General features: G+C 74.0%; 15 protein-coding genes. 6 read left to right on the top strand and 9 right to left on the bottom strand.

Going from position 1 to position 16,944, the window contains the following annotated elements:
- Positions 1-15 precede the first annotated feature (15 nt).
- A complete protein-coding gene (locus tag ACGFWJ_RS31550) occupies positions 16-819 on the top strand; it encodes an MBL fold metallo-hydrolase (protein ID WP_387636675.1) in 804 nt (267 codons plus the stop codon).
- A 114-nt stretch (positions 820-933) separates the two neighbouring features.
- On the opposite strand, the gene ACGFWJ_RS31555 is transcribed toward ACGFWJ_RS31550, so the two are convergent.
- Positions 934-1,710, bottom strand: coding sequence for a transglycosylase family protein (locus tag ACGFWJ_RS31555; protein ID WP_392955574.1), 777 nt, complete (start codon positions 1,708-1,710; stop codon positions 934-936).
- A gap of 632 nt (positions 1,711-2,342) precedes the next feature.
- On the opposite strand from ACGFWJ_RS31555, the gene ACGFWJ_RS31560 reads away from it, so the two are divergent.
- Positions 2,343-3,275 (top strand): hypothetical protein, encoded by a 933-nt coding sequence (locus tag ACGFWJ_RS31560; protein WP_392955625.1) that lies wholly within the window; start codon positions 2,343-2,345, stop codon positions 3,273-3,275.
- Positions 3,276-3,289: 14 nt separating this feature from the next.
- The gene (locus ACGFWJ_RS31565; RefSeq protein WP_392955576.1) at positions 3,290-4,066 is read left to right on the top strand and encodes a hypothetical protein; all 777 of its coding nucleotides are present in this window, start codon (positions 3,290-3,292) and stop codon (positions 4,064-4,066) included.
- 81 nt (positions 4,067-4,147) lie between these two features.
- Here the strand turns inward: ACGFWJ_RS31565 and der are convergent, their stop codons facing one another.
- The 4 genes from der to ACGFWJ_RS31585 form a co-directional block, all read right to left on the bottom strand.
- Positions 4,148-5,599 (bottom strand): ribosome biogenesis GTPase Der, encoded by a 1,452-nt coding sequence (gene der / locus ACGFWJ_RS31570; protein WP_392955578.1) that lies wholly within the window; start codon positions 5,597-5,599, stop codon positions 4,148-4,150.
- 123 nt (positions 5,600-5,722) lie between these two features.
- Entirely contained in the window at positions 5,723-6,439 is a 717-nt protein-coding gene (cmk, locus tag ACGFWJ_RS31575) for a (d)CMP kinase (protein ID WP_387636687.1), read from the bottom strand.
- Between the two features lie 95 nt (positions 6,440-6,534).
- Positions 6,535-7,326 (bottom strand): DUF899 family protein, encoded by a 792-nt coding sequence (locus ACGFWJ_RS31580; protein WP_392955580.1) that lies wholly within the window; start codon positions 7,324-7,326, stop codon positions 6,535-6,537.
- A gap of 148 nt (positions 7,327-7,474) precedes the next feature.
- Positions 7,475-8,560, bottom strand: a complete 1,086-nt coding sequence (locus tag ACGFWJ_RS31585) for a prephenate dehydrogenase (RefSeq protein ID WP_387636691.1) — start codon at positions 8,558-8,560, stop codon at positions 7,475-7,477.
- Positions 8,561-8,731: 171 nt separating this feature from the next.
- Between ACGFWJ_RS31585 and ACGFWJ_RS31590 the strand changes: the two genes are divergently transcribed.
- The 3 genes from ACGFWJ_RS31590 to ACGFWJ_RS31600 are packed head-to-tail and all read left to right on the top strand — an operon-like array spanning position 8,732 to position 12,763.
- Positions 8,732-10,783: a DUF4139 domain-containing protein gene (locus ACGFWJ_RS31590; RefSeq protein WP_392955582.1), complete on the top strand. Its 2,052-nt coding sequence runs from the start codon at positions 8,732-8,734 to the stop codon at positions 10,781-10,783.
- Complete coding sequence (locus tag ACGFWJ_RS31595) at positions 10,780-12,357, top strand: mucoidy inhibitor MuiA family protein (RefSeq protein WP_392955584.1); 1,578 nt, start codon at positions 10,780-10,782, stop codon at positions 12,355-12,357. Before ACGFWJ_RS31590 ends, ACGFWJ_RS31595 begins: the two co-directional genes overlap by 4 nt.
- 43 nt (positions 12,358-12,400) lie before the next feature.
- Complete coding sequence (locus ACGFWJ_RS31600) at positions 12,401-12,763, top strand: DUF952 domain-containing protein (protein WP_392955586.1); 363 nt, start codon at positions 12,401-12,403, stop codon at positions 12,761-12,763.
- Between the two features lie 202 nt (positions 12,764-12,965).
- Here the strand turns inward: ACGFWJ_RS31600 and ACGFWJ_RS31605 are convergent, their stop codons facing one another.
- The 4 genes from ACGFWJ_RS31605 to ACGFWJ_RS31620 form a co-directional block, all read right to left on the bottom strand.
- A complete protein-coding gene (locus tag ACGFWJ_RS31605; RefSeq protein WP_387636700.1) occupies positions 12,966-13,943 on the bottom strand; it encodes a helix-turn-helix domain-containing protein in 978 nt (325 codons plus the stop codon).
- Between the two features lie 207 nt (positions 13,944-14,150).
- Complete coding sequence (locus tag ACGFWJ_RS31610; protein ID WP_392955588.1) at positions 14,151-15,347, bottom strand: pseudouridine synthase; 1,197 nt, start codon at positions 15,345-15,347, stop codon at positions 14,151-14,153.
- Positions 15,340-16,077, bottom strand: a complete 738-nt coding sequence (gene scpB / locus ACGFWJ_RS31615) for an SMC-Scp complex subunit ScpB (RefSeq protein ID WP_392955590.1) — start codon at positions 16,075-16,077, stop codon at positions 15,340-15,342. The genes ACGFWJ_RS31610 and scpB overlap by 8 nt, the downstream gene beginning before the upstream one ends.
- On the bottom strand, positions 16,074-16,868 hold the full coding sequence (locus ACGFWJ_RS31620) for a segregation and condensation protein A (RefSeq protein ID WP_392955592.1): 795 nt from the start codon (positions 16,866-16,868) through the stop codon (positions 16,074-16,076). The genes scpB and ACGFWJ_RS31620 overlap by 4 nt, the downstream gene beginning before the upstream one ends.
- Positions 16,869-16,944: the final 76 nt, after the last annotated feature.

Raw genomic sequence — 16,944 nt, forward strand, 5'->3', positions numbered from 1 at the left:
GGCGGAGGAGGCGCGATGCATCCCCTGGAGTTCCGGGCGGTGGATCTTCCCGAGGAGTCGTCGCACCAGGTGGCGATGCTGGTGCTCGGGCAGTACCGGGCGGTGCTGATCGGTACGGGGCTGCGGCTGGCGGACGGTCGGCGGCTGGCCCGGGAGGTCACGTCCTCGGGGCGGCGGCTGAGCGCCGTGCTGGTGCCGGACTTCGCGCCGGAGTACTGGCTCGCGGCGGAGGTGCTGCGCGACGAGTTCCCGGAGGCCCGGTTCCTCTCCCCGGCGCCCGTCCTGGCCCGGATCGAACGCGATCACGTCGCGGTGCGCGCCGCGTGGGCCGGCCTGGGGGCGGAACTCCCCACCCGGCTGGTCGGGTTGGAGCCGCTGGCCGAGGACGCGGTGGAGCTGGAGGATCACCGGCTGGAGTTGCGCGGCGCGTCCCTCGGCCTGCCGGACCGGCACTACGTGTGGGAGCACCGCAGCCGGACCCTGTTCGGCGGCCCGCTGCTGTGGCTGAACGTCCACCCGCGGCTCGCCGACACCCCGCACGCCGCCGAGCGCACCGCCTGGATCGCGCTGCTGGACGAGATCGCCGCCCTCGAACCGCAGCGCACCGTCCCGGGCCACCGCCACCTCACTACCCCGGTCCCGGACCACGTTCCCGATCCGGTCGTCTGGACGGGCGACTACCTGCGTGCCTTCGAGACCGAACTCGGCAAACCCGTCCCCCCGGACGCGGTGCGGGCCGCGCTGCTGCGCCGCTTCCCGTCCGCCGCGCTTCCCGACACGGTGGCACCGGGCGTCCTCGCGGCCATCGCCCACCCGTAACAGCATCCGCGAACGGCGGAAGCCGCCACCCCGCGACAGGCAGGGTGGCGGCTTCACGCCGACAGGAGGGGATCAGCGGATCCCGGTGGAAGCGGAGGGGCTTCCGGGGGTGTCTCAGACGGACAGGACCTGGCCGGGGAGGATCAGGTCCGGGTTGCCGCCGACGACACCGGTGTTGTTGTTGTACAGCGCGTGCCAGTCGACGCCGAGGCCGGCGGCGATCTTGGACAGGGTGTCACCGGACTTGACGGTGTAGGTGTTGGCAGCAGCGCCGGACTTGTTCTTCCAGGTCTGCTTCGGGGCGTCCTGCTTCGCGGGGGCGCTCTGCTGGGCCTTGGGGGCCTGGGCGCGGGTCTCGGAGCGGGAGGCCTGCGCGGAGTTGTCCGCGGCGGCGGTGTTCGACTTCGCGGTGTTCGACGAGGTCGACTTCGCGGTGTTCGACGAGGTGGAGGTCGAGGTCGAGGAGGAACCGGCAGAGGTGTCGACCTGGGCCGGCGCGCCGCCCTTGGTCAGACCGGCCTTGACGGAGCACACCGGCCAGGCGCCGGGGCCCTGGGAGGCGAGCACCTTCTCGGCGACGGAGATCTGCTGCGCCTTGGTGGCCAGGTTGGCCTGCGCGGCGTACGCGGTGCCACCGAACGCGGCCCAGGTGGAGGAGGTGAACTGCAGGCCACCGTAGAAGCCGTTGCCGGTGTTGATCGACCAGTTGCCACTGGACTCGCACTGAGCGACCTTGTCCCAGGTGGCAACGTCGGCGGCGGAGGCCGAGTTGGCCGTGACGAGGCCGGCCACCGGCGCGGCGAGCAGCGCGCCACCGACGACAGCCGCGCGGACGCGGTTGCGCTTGGAGACGGTGGTGGTGGCAGCGGCAGTCTCGTTACGGAAAGTCATGAGATCCCTCTCGACATCCCCGGGATGGGCAGGCGGAACCAGGCCCTGTGCAGGGCCGTGTTCGCTCGCCAAGTCCGGTGGGCGGCCGTGCACGTGTCGGACGTGCCGCTTGCCGCCCCGGCCACCTGTCCGCATCCCCGGCGGCGGCTGGCTGCCGTCGCGCCGGTGGCGCAGGGTCCGGTTCCGGGGTGAGCCGGGGCGGACCGTTGCGTCGGGGGTGAACCCGGGAGGTGCTCGTTGCACCGGCCATGAACCTACGAGCCGCTTCACGGCGCGCCAAACAGTTTCGGGTTCTCCCAGGTCAATGAGGGGTTACCGGGGGTATTGATCAAGCAAACGAAGGCGAAATGTCCGCTTTGTCCGCTTTTTCGAAGGTCATTCCATATGCGGATATGGTCCCGGTCACAGTTTGACCGGTGTGAGGTCGGGCACAGCGTCGACAGATAGCGACGTCCGGCGCACACAGGGCAGTCAGAAGCCACGCAAATCTCGTCGTCCGCACGCCGACCCGTGACCCCAGCCACAACCTCCCGTTGGTAATGGCGGTCGGCGCGCCCCGCGCCGCGCACCCGGAATGTCCCACCGGGCGCACACAGAACGTCAGGGCGAAACGAGGAGTCTTTGTGCCGCGCATGCTTCAGGTGAGCGAGGACGTACGCGCCGAAATCGGCGACGAAGAGGCCGAGGGCCTGCTGGCCGGAGCGCACGCCCCGGACGCCTACGACTGCACCTCCTGCCGACAACCGGGCGACTCGCTGCGCGAACCCACCAGCACGGTCCTGTTCGTCGGCGACGAGACCGCGGTGCTGGCCTTCGCGCACGCCCGCTGCATCCCGTCCCAGGTGGTGCCGGTGGACGAGCAGCAGCTGCGCGGCGCCGTCGCCTCGATCAGCCAGGGCGGGGCGGCCCCCACCCCCCAGCCGACGGCGCCCGTACCGCCACAGCCCTCGCATCCCCACCTCTCCCAGCCCCAGCTCTCCCAGCCCCACCTCTCCCAGCCCCAGCTCTCCCAGCCCCACCTCTCCCAGCCCCAGCCGGTCGCCCTGGTGACCGTCCCGGAGCCGATCAACACCGCGACGGTCGGCCGGTCGCAGCCCGCCGTGCTCGGCGTGACCTGCGGAATCGTGCTGTGCGGCGACACCCAGCAGGCCGCGCTGGTGATCGAGCCGACCGGGCCGGTCGGACGGCCGGGCAGCACCAGCGGCAAGGACGAGTTTCTGACGCTGCTGACCGAGCACGGCTTCCAGCTGATCCCGGACGTCAACCGGGCACCCGCCCGGCCGCGGGCCGGCTGGTCGGTGCTGATGGCGATGGGGCAGCTGCACGCGATCCTGCAGCCCTCGGCGACCGGCGGCTCGGCCGCCTGGTGGCAGGCCCACCAGGCGCTGCAGGTCACCCCGGCGTGGCGGGCCGCGGCGGCCCGCAAGTCCGAGGTGATCATGTTCGCGGTGCCGGCCGGCGCGGTCGGCCGCCAGCCCCGCGAGGACCTGCTGCGCATCGCCCTGGACCGCGCCGCCGCCCGCGGCGTGCTGGCCGCGGGCATGCTGCCGCTGGCCGGCACCTGAGCGGGGGCGCACCGATGACCGACCCCGTGAACGACCCGGCCGCCACCGGATCGTCCGACCGCGTGTCAACCCCGGCCACCACGGCCGAGGTTGAGCACGCCCGGGGCGGCCGTCCGGCCATAGAACCTGTTCGGCCGGTCCTGCCGACCGGACAGGCCGCCCTGCGACTGGGACTGGGGGCGGCGCCCCCGCATCCCAAGCCGGTCTCGCTCGTTGGCTCCTACGTGTACAGCTACGACCTCGCCTCCGCCGGCCGTCCGTCCTCCCCCGCCAGCCGGTCGATCCCCGGCATGCGCCCGTCGTACGACGCGGAGCACCCGGTGTCGGCCACCCCGATCTACGACTCGCTGTACTCCGAGTACCGGCGGATGTTCCGTGCCCTGCCGGGCGACCGCTCCGGCGAGGAGGGGCTGCGCTTCGCCGGCTTCGCGGTCCGCGACCAGCAGCCGCCGCGCGAGGTGGCGGCCGAGCGGCGCGAGCCCGCCGCGTACCCGCAGCAGCACCAGTCCTTCGAGCCGTACGCCGGGCCCCAGGCCCAGGCCGCGCCGCAGTTCGTGCCCGCGCAGCCGTCCGGCGCGCAGGGGAACGGCCAGGGCTGGGTGGCGTCCGGCTACCTCGGCCCGTCCCCGCAGCCCCCCGCGCCCCCGTCCCCGCAGCCCGCCGCGCCCCCGGCCCCCGCCGCCGTCCCCGCGGCCCCGACGGCGGCCGGCCCGGCGGCCGGCCCGGCGGCCGGCCCGGCGGGCGGGCGGCACCGCTCGGTGCTGTCACTGCCCCCGGGCCGGGACGCCTGACGGGCGCACGAAAAACGGCTGTGGGCCGCGAAACACCTCACCGGTGTCCGCGGCCCACAGCCGTGTCGGCGTCCGCTACTACTACTTCTTCTTGCGCTTCTCGCGCACCCGGACCGAGATCGAGATCGGGGTGCCCTCGAAGCCGAACTCCTCGCGCAGGCGGCGCTCGATGAAGCGGCGGTAGCCGGCCTCCAGGAAGCCGGAGGCGAACAGCACGAACCGCGGCGGGCGGGTGCCCGCCTGGGTGCCGAACAGCACGCGCGGCTGCTTGCCGCCGCGGATCGGGTGCGGGTGCGCGGCGACCAGCTCGCCCAGGAAGGCGTTCAGGCGGGCGGTCGTGATGCGGGTCTCCCAGCCGGCCAGCGCGGTCTCGATCGCGGGGACGAGCTTCTCCATGTGGCGTCCGGTCTTCGCCGAAACGTTCACCCGGGGCGCCCACTGGACCTGCACCAGGTCGCGCTCGATCTCGCGCTCCAGGTAGAAGCGGCGCTCCTCGTCGAGCTGGTCCCACTTGTTGTAGGCGACGACGACGGCGCGCCCGGCCTCGACGGCCATCGAGATGATCCGGGTGTCCTGCTCGGTGAGGGTCTCGCTGGCGTCGACCAGGACGACCGCGACCTCGGCCTTGTCCAGCGCGGCGGAGGTCCGCAGCGAGGCGTAGAAGTCCGCGCCCGAGGTCAGGTGGACACGGCGGCGGATACCGGCGGTGTCGATGAACTTCCAGGTCTTGCCGCCGAGTTCGATCATCTCGTCGACCGGGTCACGGGTGGTGCCGGCCAGCTCGTTGACGACCACGCGGTCCTCGCCGGCGACCTTGTTCAGCAGGCTGGACTTGCCGACGTTGGGCCGGCCGATCAGCGCGACGCGGCGCGGGCCGCCGGGGGCCTGGCCGTCGCCGAACAGCTGCGGCGGGGCCTCCGGGAGCACCTTCAGCACGGCGTCCAGCAGGTCGCCGGAGCCGCGGCCGTGCAGGGCGGAGACGGGGTACGGCTCACCCAGGCCCAGCGACCACAGGTACGCGGCCTCGGCCTCGGTGGACGGGCCGTCGACCTTGTTGGCGCACAGCACCACGGGCTTGCCGGCCCGGCGGATCAGCTTGACCAGCGCGTCGTCGGTGTCGGTGGCGCCGACGGTGGCGTCCACCACGAACAGCACCGCGTCGGCCTGCTCGATGCCGAGCTCGGCCTGCCCCGCGACCATCGCGTCGATGCCGAGGACGTCGATCTCCCAGCCACCGGTGTCCAGCACCTTGAACCGGCGGCCGGCCCACATCGCCTCGTAGCTGACCCGGTCACGGGTCACGCCGGGGCGGTCCTCGACGACCGCCTCGCGGCGGCCGATGATGCGGTTGACCAGGGTGGACTTGCCGACGTTCGGGCGGCCGACGATCGCCAGCACCGGCAGCGGGCCGTGGCCGTCCAAGTCGGCGTCGACCTCGCCGATGTCGAAGCCCTCTTCGGCGGCGAGCGCCATGAACTCGGCGTACTCGGCGTCGCCGAGCTCGCCGTGCTGGGCGGTCGTGTCGTTGCTCATGTTTCCGTCTTCCATTTCCCGGCCCGGCCCTTCCCAGGGGCGGACCGTGCGTACCTGCCCGACGGGCAGCGCGAACCGCGCGGATCTCGCGCGGTCGGATCGTTAAAAGGGGGTGTTTGGGGATCAGGCGGCGGTCAGGCCGGCCCGGTCCTCGACCAGGGCGATGATCGCGCCGATCACCTGGTCCAGGGTGAGTTCGCTGGTGTCCACCAGCTCCGCGTCCGCGGCCCGGGTCAGCGGGGCGGTCTCGCGGGAGGAGTCGGCGGCGTCCCGGCGGGCCAGGTCGGCGGCCATCGCGGTGATGGTCGCCTCGTCCAGGCCCTTGGCGCGCAGCTCGGCGGCCCGGCGGGCCGAACGGGCCTGCTCGGAGGCGGTCAGGAAAACCTTCACGGTGGCGTCCGGGAACACCACGCTGCCCATGTCACGGCCCTCGGCGACGATGCCCCGGGCGGCGTGCGAGGCGCAGCCGCGCTGCAGCTCCACCAGCCGGGCCCGCACCGCGGGAACCGCGGCCACCGCGCTGACCTTGGCGGTCACCTCGGGGCCGCGGATCGGGGCCGAGACGTCCTGGCCGTCCACGGTTATGGTCGGCCCGGCGGCGTCGGTGCCGGAGACGATGACGGGCTTCGCGCAGGCGATCGCGACCGCCTCCGGGTCGTCCACGTCCACCTCGTTGGCGAGCATCCACCAGGTCATCGCCCGGTACATCGCGCCGGTGTCGAGGAAGCTCAGGCCCAGCCGTGCGGCCACCGCCCGCGACACCGTCGACTTCCCGGAACCCGAAGGTCCGTCGATGGCGACGACGACCGGGCTGTTCGACGCTCGGTCGACACTGTCCACGGGGCGAACCTCTCTCTCACGGCACAAGAACTCACCTCAAGGTTAATGGACTCCCGCCCCGCCCCGTCCCGGCCCCGTCCCCGGCTCGACCGTCGTCAGTGGCAGTGGCCGCCCCGACCGAGGGTCTCCACCGGCGACGCCCCCGGACGGGTCCACTGCGGCACCGGCCGCCCGGTCGGGCCCCAGGTCGCCACCCCGTCGGCGTCCGTCCGCCAGAACCAGCCGATCGGCGCGCCGTGCCCACCCACCGGCGACCCCGCGTCCGGCACCTCCGGCCACCCCTCCGGGACGACCTCCCAGCCCTCCCGGCGGCCGTACGGCGTCTGGTCGAGCAGCGCGAGCGAGCTGTTGATCCGCTCGGTGCCGCGGCCGGTGGTGCTGTACGTGAGGAACACCCGGTCGCCGTCTCGCAGGAAACTCGTCACCTTGCCCATGTCGCCGCCGATCGGCGCGGGCACGTCACGCACCGAGTACCAGGGCTGCGTGTAGCCCATGAACTCCACGTACGGGGCGACCTCCGCCCACGGGCCGCTGGTCAGCACCGCGAACGAGACCCCCCGGGCGTTCAGGTACGCGGCGTCCCGCAGGTGCCACGCCACCATCGTGCAGCCCTCGCACTGCCCCTGGAACGGCGCCCCGTCGTACCACATGTGCTGGTACACCACCAGCTCGTCACGCCCCTCGAACAAGTCCCGGAACGCGACCGCCCCACCGGCGCCCACCACCTCGGCCGCCCCGTCCACCTCCACCATCGGCAACCCCCGCCGCGCCGCCGCCAACGCGTCCGCCTCCCGCGTGTGCGCCTTCTCCCGCACCAGCAACTCCTGCCGCGCCGCCTCCCACGCCGCCATGTCCACCACTGCCGGCCGCCCGCCAGTCCCACTCATCGCAGAGCCCTCCGTCCACAGAACAGACGCCCCACCGGCGCCCACCCCTACAGACGACCCCCACCCCCGAAACTCATCGCTCCCCCCACAGCGAGTTCTCCGCAGCCCGAGCCCCCCTCGCCCAAGCCCCGGGCCGCGGCGAAGCCCGTCAGTCCCGCACCCCCCACCCCCGCTCCCGCAGCCCCGCCACCAGCGCCCGCACCACCGACGGCGCGACGGACAGTTGCACGTGGCCGACCTGCTGGCCCGTCGAGTGTTCGATGGTGACGTCCTCGATGTTGACGCCGAGGGCGCCGACCTCGCCGAAGAGGCGGCCGAGTTCGCCGGGCTGGTCGCCGAGGACGACGGTGACGGTCTCGTAGCGGGTGGGCGGTGCGCCGTGCTTGCCGGGGATGCGGGCCTGGCCGGTGTTGCCGCGTCGCATGACGGCTTCGATGCCGGCGGCGCCCTCGCGGCGGGCGTTCTCGTCGGTGCCCTGGAGGGCACGGAGCGCGGTGACGGTGGTGGCGAGGTCGGTGGCGAGGTCGTCGAGGATGTCGGCGACGACGCCCGCGTTGGCGGAGAGGATGTCGATCCACATCGCGGGGTTGGAGGCGGCGATCCGGGTGACGTCGCGCACGCCCTGCCCGGACAGCCGCACCGCGGTCTCTTCGGCGTGCTCCAGCCTCGCGGCGACCAGCGAGGACAGCAGTTGCGGCGCGTGCGAGACGAGCGCGACGGCCCGGTCGTGGTCGGCGGCGTCCATGACGATGGGCATCGCCCCGCACAGCGCGACGAGTTCGAGGGCGGCGTTGAGCGTCTCGGTGTCGGTGTCGGGGGTGGGGGTGAGCACCCAGGGCCGGCCTTCGAAGAGGTCGGCGGTGGCGGCGAGCGGCCCGGAGCGTTCGCGGCCGGCCATCGGGTGCGAGCCGATGTAGTGGACGGTGTCGAGGCCGAGCGCGGTGATCTCGCCGCGCGGACCGGCCTTGACGCTGGCGACGTCGGTGTAGCAGCGGGCGAGGCCGCGTCGCTGGCAGTCCGCGAGGACCTTGCCGACGAGCGTCGGGGGGACGGCGATGATCGCCAGGTCGACGGGCCCGTCGGGGAGTTCGGTGGTGCCGGCGCCGAGCGAGGCGGCCGTGCGGGCGGCGTCCTGGTCGGCGTCCTCCAGATACACGCTTATGCCGCGACGGGTGAGGGCGAGCGCGGCGGAGGTGCCGATCAGTCCGGTGCCGATGACGGCGGCTGTTCGCATGGCGGGGTCCCGTTTCCCTGGTCGCGGTGCTGGTCGGGCCATTGTCCCGCACGGGCCTGTGCCGGGCGCGGGTTGGCCGACGCGCAGCGGAAATCCGGGCGCTGTGACGGGGGTTGGGTGCAGACTGGGCGCCCGGGTCCGGGGTTCGGGCCGGCGGTCGAAGGGGGCGGGGTGGCGGGGCAGCTGGCGGTGTGGGAGTCGAGCTTGGACTCGGTGGTGGTGCACGCGGTGGGTGCGGTGTGCCGGCGCCGCGCGTCGGGTGTGCTGCCGGCGGACGGCCGGGTGCGGGTGGCGGGGCTGCCGCTGCTGGCGGCGGAGGGGTCGCTGCGGGTGCGGGTGCTGTCGGGCGCCGGCCGGGTCGCCGAGGCCCGCACGGCGTATCCGGCGCGCGTCCGCGGCGAGGACGAACTCCCGGCTTGGGAACGGGAGTTGACGGACCTCCGGCAGCGCGCCGAGCTGCTGCAGGAGCGTCAGGAGCGGCTGGACAAGCGAATCGCCGAGGTCTCGGCACTGCGCGTGGTGCCGCCGCAGCGCCGCCGGGACGAGGGGCACCGCCGGGCCCCGGCGGAAGCGGTGCTGGCGCTGGCGGACTTCGTGGACGCCCGGCTGGAGGTACTCCAGGAGCGCGCGGTGGAGCTGGCCCTGGAGCTTCAACTGGCGGAGCACGCCTTCCGGACGGCGGCGGCGGCCGCGAGCACCCGTTCCAGCGCCGAACAGCCCGGCGGGGTGGAGTCGGGGGCGTGCGCGGACCTGACGGTGCGCGGCGAGGGCCCGGTCGAGCTGGAGGTGGAGTACACCGTCCCGGGGGCGGTCTGGGTGCCGACGTACCAACTGGCGCACCGCCGGGGCGAGCGTTCGGCACGGCTGGTGCTGCGGGCGTCGGTGGCGCAGCGGACGGGCGAGGACTGGTCGGGGGTGCGGCTGGCGCTGTCGACGGCGGACCTCGCCGGGCCGGGCGGGCTGCCGCGGCTGAGCTCGCTGCGGATCGGCCGCAGCCAGGCGGCGCCCGCGCCGTCGGGGTGGCGGACGCAACCGGCGGGCCTGGCGGGCCTGTTCGACGGCTGGCAGGACGCGCAGCGGTCGAAACCGGAGCCGCCCAGGGCGCCGGGAGCGGCGCCGGTCGCGGCGTCCGCGCCGATGCCGGGGCCGGGGCCGTCCGCGAAGCGGGCCCCCCGCCCGGGTGGCACGCTGGCGGGTCGTCCGCGCTTCGGCGGAGCGGCAGGTGGAGCGGCAGGCGGCGCGGCAGGCGGCCCGGCAGGTGGCGCGGACACCGCACCCGCTCCCGCCGCCCCGGGTTTCGCCCCGCCGCCCGCCCCGATGCCGATGGCTGCCGCCGCTCCCCCACCACCCGCGCCGTACGGCACGGCCCCCGCCCCACTGGCGGACACCGAACCAGCCCTCCGCCCGTCGTCCGACCAACTGGACTACGCGGCGCTGGTGCTGGCGGGCCCGGAGCAGGAGCCGTTGCGCCGGGGCCGGCTGTTCCCGGAGCCATCGCGGCCCGGGTCGGGCGGCGCGCTGCGCGGGGCGGAGGAGGTGGGCCGGTTGCCGCTGCCGCGGTTCGGTGCGCCACCGCGCCTGTCGGCGGGGTCGTTCGGCCACCGTTTCGACGCGCAGGCCCCGGCGCACGTCCCCTCGGACGGGGTGTGGCACACGGTGGCGGTGGCGGAGCTCCCGGTGGGGGTGCGCACGGGTTACGTGTGCGTGCCGTCGGTGGAGGAGGCGGTGTACGCGGTGCTGGAGCTGTCGAACGCGACGGCGCACGCGCTGCTGGCCGGCCCGGTGGAGGTGTCGGTGGACGGCGAGTTCCTGCTGACGGCGGGGCTGCCGACGCTGGCGCCGGGCGGGGTGCGGGAGTTGGGCCTGGGCCGGGCGGAGGAGCTGCGGGTGGCGCGGCACAGCGAGGTGCGCGAGTCGACGTCGGGGGTGCTGAACTCGACGACGGTGCTGGACCACGGTGTGCGGATCGAGTTGGTGAACCGGCTGCCGCACGAGGCGTCGGTGGAGGTCCGCGAGCGGGTCCCGGTGTCGGGCGACGCGGAGGTGCGGATCGAGGAGCGTCCGGGCTGGTCGCCGCCCGCGGAGCCGTCCGCCGGGGTGCCCGCCTCGGCGCGGATCCGCCGGGTGGTGGTGCCGCCGGGAGGTTCGGTGGAGCTGACGGGCGGTTATGTGATCCGCATCCCGGCCGGTAAGGCCGTGGTCGGCGGAAATCGGAGGAGTTGAACGTGCACGAGGAAACTTTTCCCCTTCCGGTGACCGCGGTGACGTGCCTGGAGGACCGGGCGCAGCTGGAGCGGACGGCGGAGCTGGAGCTCCGGCCGGGCGTGCACCGGCTGCGGCTGGGCCCGGTGACGGCGCTGGCGGTGGACCGTTCGCTGCACGCGGCGGTGCTGGCCGGGGACGGCGCGCCGACCGGCGCGGCGAAGGTGCTGGACGTCCGCCTGGTGCGGTCCTGGCAGCCGCGGCCGCCGCTGGAGCCGGGGCCGGACGATTCGGCGCTGCGCCGCCGGGTGCATCAGTTGGAGCGCGAGTATCTGGCGGAGTCGCGCCGCCAGGAGCGGCTGGAGGCGCGCCTGGCGCTGCTCGGCCAGCTTGCGGCGGACCTGCTGCGGGAGATCGGCGAGGGCGCGGGCAGCGGCGAACTGGAGCAGGCCCGCTGGTCGCGCGAGCTGGACCGGGTGGACGCCGAAAGGGAGTCGTACGGCGAGCAGTTGCGGGCCTCGCGGCTGCGCGCGTCGGAGCTGATGGCGGCCCAGGGGCACGCCGAGCTGGCGCTGGCCCGGGCCGAGCAGGAGCCGGCCGAGCTGCTGGCGTTCGTGGAGCTGTCGGTGGAGTGCGCCGAGCCGGGCCGGTTCCTGGCCCGGGTGGGGCATCTGACGCCGTGCGCGCTGTGGCGTCCGGCGTACCGGGCCGAACTGGTGGGCGGCACACTGCGGTTGGAGACCGAGGCGATGGTGTGGCAGCGCACCGGCGAGGACTGGTCGAACGTCGCCCTGACGCTGTCCACGGCGCGTTCGGCACTGGCGGGCGAGCCGCCGGAGCTGGTGGAGGACCGGCTGGTGCTGCGGGAGCGCTCCGCGCAGGAGAAGAAGACCGTCGAGGTGGAGCTGCGCGAGCAGGCGATCGCCGACGCGGGCCCGCTGGAGCCGGGCCTGCCGGGCGTGGACGACGGCGGCGAGGTCCGGGTGCTGCGGGCCGCGGAGCCGGTCACGGTGCCCTCGGACGGGCGGGCGCACCGGGTGCCGGTGAGCGTGTTCGAGACGGGGGCGCGCAGCGAGTTCTCGGCGGCGCCGGAGCTGTCGGAGCTGGTGACGGAGGTGGTGTCGTTCCGCAACGCCTCGGGCCACGCGCTGCTGGCCGGCCCGGTGGACCTGGTGCGCGGCTCCGGCTACACGGGCCGGGGCACGCTGGAGTTCGCCGCGGCGGGCGCGCCGGTGCGCCTGGCGTTCGGCGCCACGGACGGCCTGCGGGTGGTCCGGGAGGCCGAGGAGCGCCGCGAGGGCGCCGGGCTGGGCGGCCAGCGCACCCTGCTGACCCGCACCGTGCGCCTGCACCTGTCGCGGTTCTCCGCGCCGGGCGAGGACGCCGAGCAGGTGGTGACGGTCCGCGAGCGGATCCCGGTCTCCGAGGTGTCGGCGGTGGAGGTGCGGCTGCGCAAGGAGCGCTGCTCGCCGCCGCCGGAGGAGCTGGACGCCGACGGCATCGCCCGCTGGGAGGTGCCGATGCCGCCGGGCGGCCGGCGCACCGTCACGCTGGTGTACGAGGTGTCGGCGTCGGCGAAGGTGGCGGGGCTGTGAGCGGTCGCGCCCGACGCGGCGTCAACTCCGGTACAAAAGAGACATGATCTACCATCTCGCCCCGCTGGACGACTGGCTGCGCGACCCGGGCCGGCCGTACACCGCCGCCTCGCTGCTCACCGAGGGCTTCCTGCACTGCTCGCCGGACGAGACCACGGTGCTGGCGGTCGCCAACCTGTTCTTCCCCCAGGCCCCGGACCCACTGATGGCGCTGCTGATCGAGGAGAAGCTCGTCGAGCCGATGGTGAAGTGGGAGGCGGCCACCGGCGGGCCGCCTCCCGGAAGCACCGAGGGGGTGCTGTTCCCGCACATCTACGGCCGGCTGAACCGGACGGCCGTGGTGGGCCTGGAGAAGCTGGAGCGCGGCCCGGACGGCCGCTGGGCCGCGCTGCTCCCCTGGAGCTAGGGCCTGTCCGGCCGATCTTGCCGGGCGCGCGACGCCGGATCATCCCGCCTGGACGCACCGCCGAAACATCCAAGTACACCCAGTACGAGGACGTTCCGGCGGCACGCCCAGCCGGGCGCGAAATGGGGGCACCTCCCAGCCCGCAAGGGCTGGGGGAGCCGCGCGCTGATCCGACAAGATCGGCCGGACAGGCCCTAGCGGACTACAGCCAGCCGCGCTCGCGGGCCGCCATCCCGGCCTGGAACCGGGTGGTGGCCCCGAGTTCGCGCATCAGGCCCTGCAGGCGGCGCTGGGTGGTGCGGGCGCTCCAGCCGAGCGAGCGGGCGATCGACTCGTCGGTGAGGCCGGCGGCGAGCAGCCCGAGCAGCTTCAGGTGGTCGGAGTCCGGCCCGGGGCCGTCGCCGTCGCCGATCACGGTCTGCAGCGGCACGGCCCGCTCCCACTCGGCCTCGAACAGCGCGTCCAGGGCCTGGAGCAGGGCGGACGGGTGGATGACGTACGCGGCGTCCAGGACGCTGTCACCGACGCTGATCGGGATGATCGCCATCTTGTCGTCGGCCATCATCATCTTCATCGGCAGCACCGGCCGCACCCGGGCCTCCTCGCCGTCCTCGACGCCGGTGAGGATCTCCTGCTCGAGCCGCCCGGGCCAGGCGATCGCCTCCTTGTCGAAGACGGTACGGATCCGCACCCCGGCCTTGAGCTTGGCCCGCTGCCGGGGCTGCTGCACGGTCGGGTCCTGCACGTACGGCGGGCAGTCGAAGCCGCGGATCTGGTACTGGCCGGACTCCACCAGGTGCTCCAGCCGCTGGGCGATCGCCTCGCTGCCGGTGAGCACCTCCACCGAGTGCGCGGGGTCGGTGTACCTGGACGCCTCCCGGAAGGCGTCCATCAGACGGTGCATCTCGGCGCGGGCGGAACGCAGTTCGGCCTCGCGGTGGCCTATCAGGGTGCCGATGGCGACGTCCGGGGCGACCGCCAGGTAGCGCTCCCGGTCGACCGGGGCGCGGGTCGCCATGCCCTGTTCGGCCAGCCGGTCCAGCGCCTGCCGGCACTGGTCCAGGGTCAGGCCGCAGTGTTCGGCCAACTCCTGGGCGGTCGACTGCGGCGCGACGACCAGCGCGGCGTACACCTGACCGTCGGGCCGCCCGAGGCCCAGCACGGTGAATGCGTCGAGCATGTGCTTCCTTCCCCCGCCGCCCCGTCCCCTGACGCGGTGGCGCACTTCCGCCACGCGTCGGGGCGAACTTCGGTGGCAATCTTCTGCCAACGGGTCGAACGATAGCAAGGCTGCACGGCCCGCCTCACCGGTCAAGACCCGGCAAAGCCCTCCGCACACGCCGGGAGCCCGCCCGCCGTACGGCGAACGGGCTCCCGGAGCGAGCTGCTACAGCCCGACCTCGTTCATCAGGGCACCCACCTCGGGGTTGGTCAGCCGGCGCAGCCAGCCCGACTTCTGGTCGCCGAGCGAGATCGGCCCGAAGGCGGTGCGCACCAGCTTCTCCACCGGGAAGCCGACCTCGGCCAGCAGGCGACGCACGATGTGCTTGCGGCCCTCGTGCAGGGTCACCTCGACCAGGTAGTTCTTGCCGACGTTGGAGATCACCTTGAAGCTGTCGGCCCGCGCCCAGCCGTCCTCCAGCTCCACACCCTTGGCGAGCTGCTTGCCCAGGTCGCGCGGGATCGGGCCCTGGATGGCCGCCAGGTACGTCTTGGTGACGCCGTACTTGGGGTGGGTCAGGCGGTGGGCCAGCTCACCGTGGTTGGTGAGCAGGATGAGGCCCTCGGTCTCGGTGTCCAGGCGGCCGACGTGGAACAGCCGGGTCTCCCGGTTGGTCACGTAGTCGCCCAGGCACTGCCGGCCCTCCGGGTCCTCCATGGTGGAGACGACGCCGGCCGGCTTGTTCAGCGCGAAGAACAGGTAGGACTGGGTGGCGACGGTCAGGCCGTCGACCTTGATCTCGTCCTTCATCGGGTCGACCCGCAGGCCCTGCTCGACGACGAGCTTGCCGTTGACCTCGACCCGGCCCTGCGCGATCAGCTCCTCGCAGGCCCGACGGCTGCCCATCCCGGCCCGCGCCAGCACCTTCTGCAGGCGCTCGCCCTCTTCGCCGACCTGCTTGCCGGGGCCCTCGTGCCGGGCCAGCACCCGGTCCTCGATCCGGCCCTGCAGCTCGCGCGAACGCTGCGGCTGACGCCGCGGGTCGCCGGGCGCGCCCTGCCCGTCCCGGCGCGGCCGGGGCGCCGCCCCGGGCTTGCGCGAACCGTAGGCGCTGTACGAGGGCGTCGCGTTCGGGCCGCCGCCGTACTCGGGGCGGTCGTACTTGCGCTCCTCCGGCCGCAGCGGCCGGTCCGGGTAGCGACGCTCCTCGCGCCCGCTGCCACCGCGCGACGAGCCCCCGTACGAGCCCGAGCCGCCACCGTAGGAGCCCGAGCCGCCGCGGGACTGCCCGCCGCGGCCCTGGCCGCCGCCCTGGCCGTAGGACGACCCGCCGCGGCCGCCGCCCTGCTGGCCGCCCCGGCCGCCCTGTCCGCCCCGGCCCTGACCGCCGCCGCTGTTCCTGCCGTTGCCACTGCTACGCATCAAAATGTCCGTACGTCGTATCCGTCTGGGTCCGGTCGGCCTGGTTCGGCCCCTCCTGTGCGGCGGCGACCGCCTGCGCGATCATCGTGCCCTCCAGGGACTCCGCTTCCACGTCGTCGACCTCGGGCAGGAAGGGCGCGAGCTCCGGCAGCTCGTCCAGGCCGCGCAGCCCCATCCGTTCCAGGAAGTAGTTCGTCGTCCGATACAGGATCGCTCCGGTTTCGGGCTCGGTGCCGGCTTCTTCGACCAGTCCTCGCTGTACCAGGGTACGCATCACGCCGTCGCAGTTCACACCACGGACCGCGGAAACCCGCCCGCGCGACACCGGCTGCCGGTACGCCACCACCGCCAGCGTCTCCAGCGCGGCCTGCGTCAGCCGGGCCTGCTGCCCGTCCAGAACGAACCGGTCCACCGCCGCCGCGCACTCCGCACGGCTGTAGAACCGCCACCCGCCGGCCACCTGCCGCAGCTCGAAACCGCGCCCCTGTACCGTGTACTCTGCCGCCAACTCCCGCAGCACAGCGGCCACTTCACCGCTGGACGCGTCCAGAACCGAGGCCAGGTGCGCCTCCGCCACCGGCTCGTCGGCGACCATCAGCACCGCCTCCAGCGCGGCCCGCAACGGCACCCCGGCCGCGGGCCCGCCGTCCCGGTGCACCGGCTCCTGCCACTCGCCCGGCCGGGCCTGCCCGGGCAGGCCGAGCGCCCGCCGCGGCCGCCGCTCCGTCATCGAACGCCGCCTTCCCCGCCCGCCGGGCGGTCGAACTCGTCGGTCACCTCGACCGTCCGGTCCCCCTCGGCGACCCAGCGCACCACCAGCTCCTCCAGAGCCTGCGGCTGCTCGAACGCCAGCACCTTCTCCCGGTACAGCTCCAGCAGCGCCAGGAACCGGGCCACCACCACCAGCTCGTTGTCCGCGTCCTCGACCAGCCGCCCGAACGTCGCCTCCCCCAGCGCGCTCAGCCGCTCCACCACCAGCGCCGCCTGCTCCCGCACGCTCACCGGCGGCATGTGGATGTGATCCACGTACACCACCGGCTTCGGCTTCGGCAGGAACGCCTTCGCGGCCAGCTGCGCGAACCGCTCCAGCCCGACCGTCAGCACCACCTCGGGCAACAGCTGCGCATGGTGCGGCTCCAGCCCCACCGCCCGCGGCCGCCGCGACGCCTCCGCCGCCCACCGCTCCGCGAACAGCCCCGCCACTTCCTTGTACGCCCGGTACTGCAACAGCCGCGCGAACAGCAGGTCCCGCGCCTCCAGCAGCGCCAGGTCCTCCTCGTCCTCGACCTCCGCCGCCGGCAACAACCGCGCCGCCTTCAGATCCAGCAGCGTCGACGCCACCACCAGGAACTCGGTCGCCGCATCCAGGTCCCACTCCGGCCCCATCGCCCGGATGTGCGCCACGAACTCGTCCGTGACCTTCGACAACGCCACCTCGGTGACGTCCATCCTGTGCTTCGCGATCAGCCCGAGCAGCAGGTCGAACGGCCCCTCGAAGTTCTCCAACCGGACCTGGAACATAACGTCCCATTCTGGCAGAAAGCCTTTGAGGCATCCGAGCGTGAAACCGGGCGGGCGAGCGAGTGCAAAACCGGGG

The sequence above is a fragment of the Kitasatospora sp. NPDC048407 genome, from assembly GCF_043200475.1.
In the GTDB taxonomy this organism is placed as follows: domain Bacteria; phylum Actinomycetota; class Actinomycetes; order Streptomycetales; family Streptomycetaceae; genus Kitasatospora.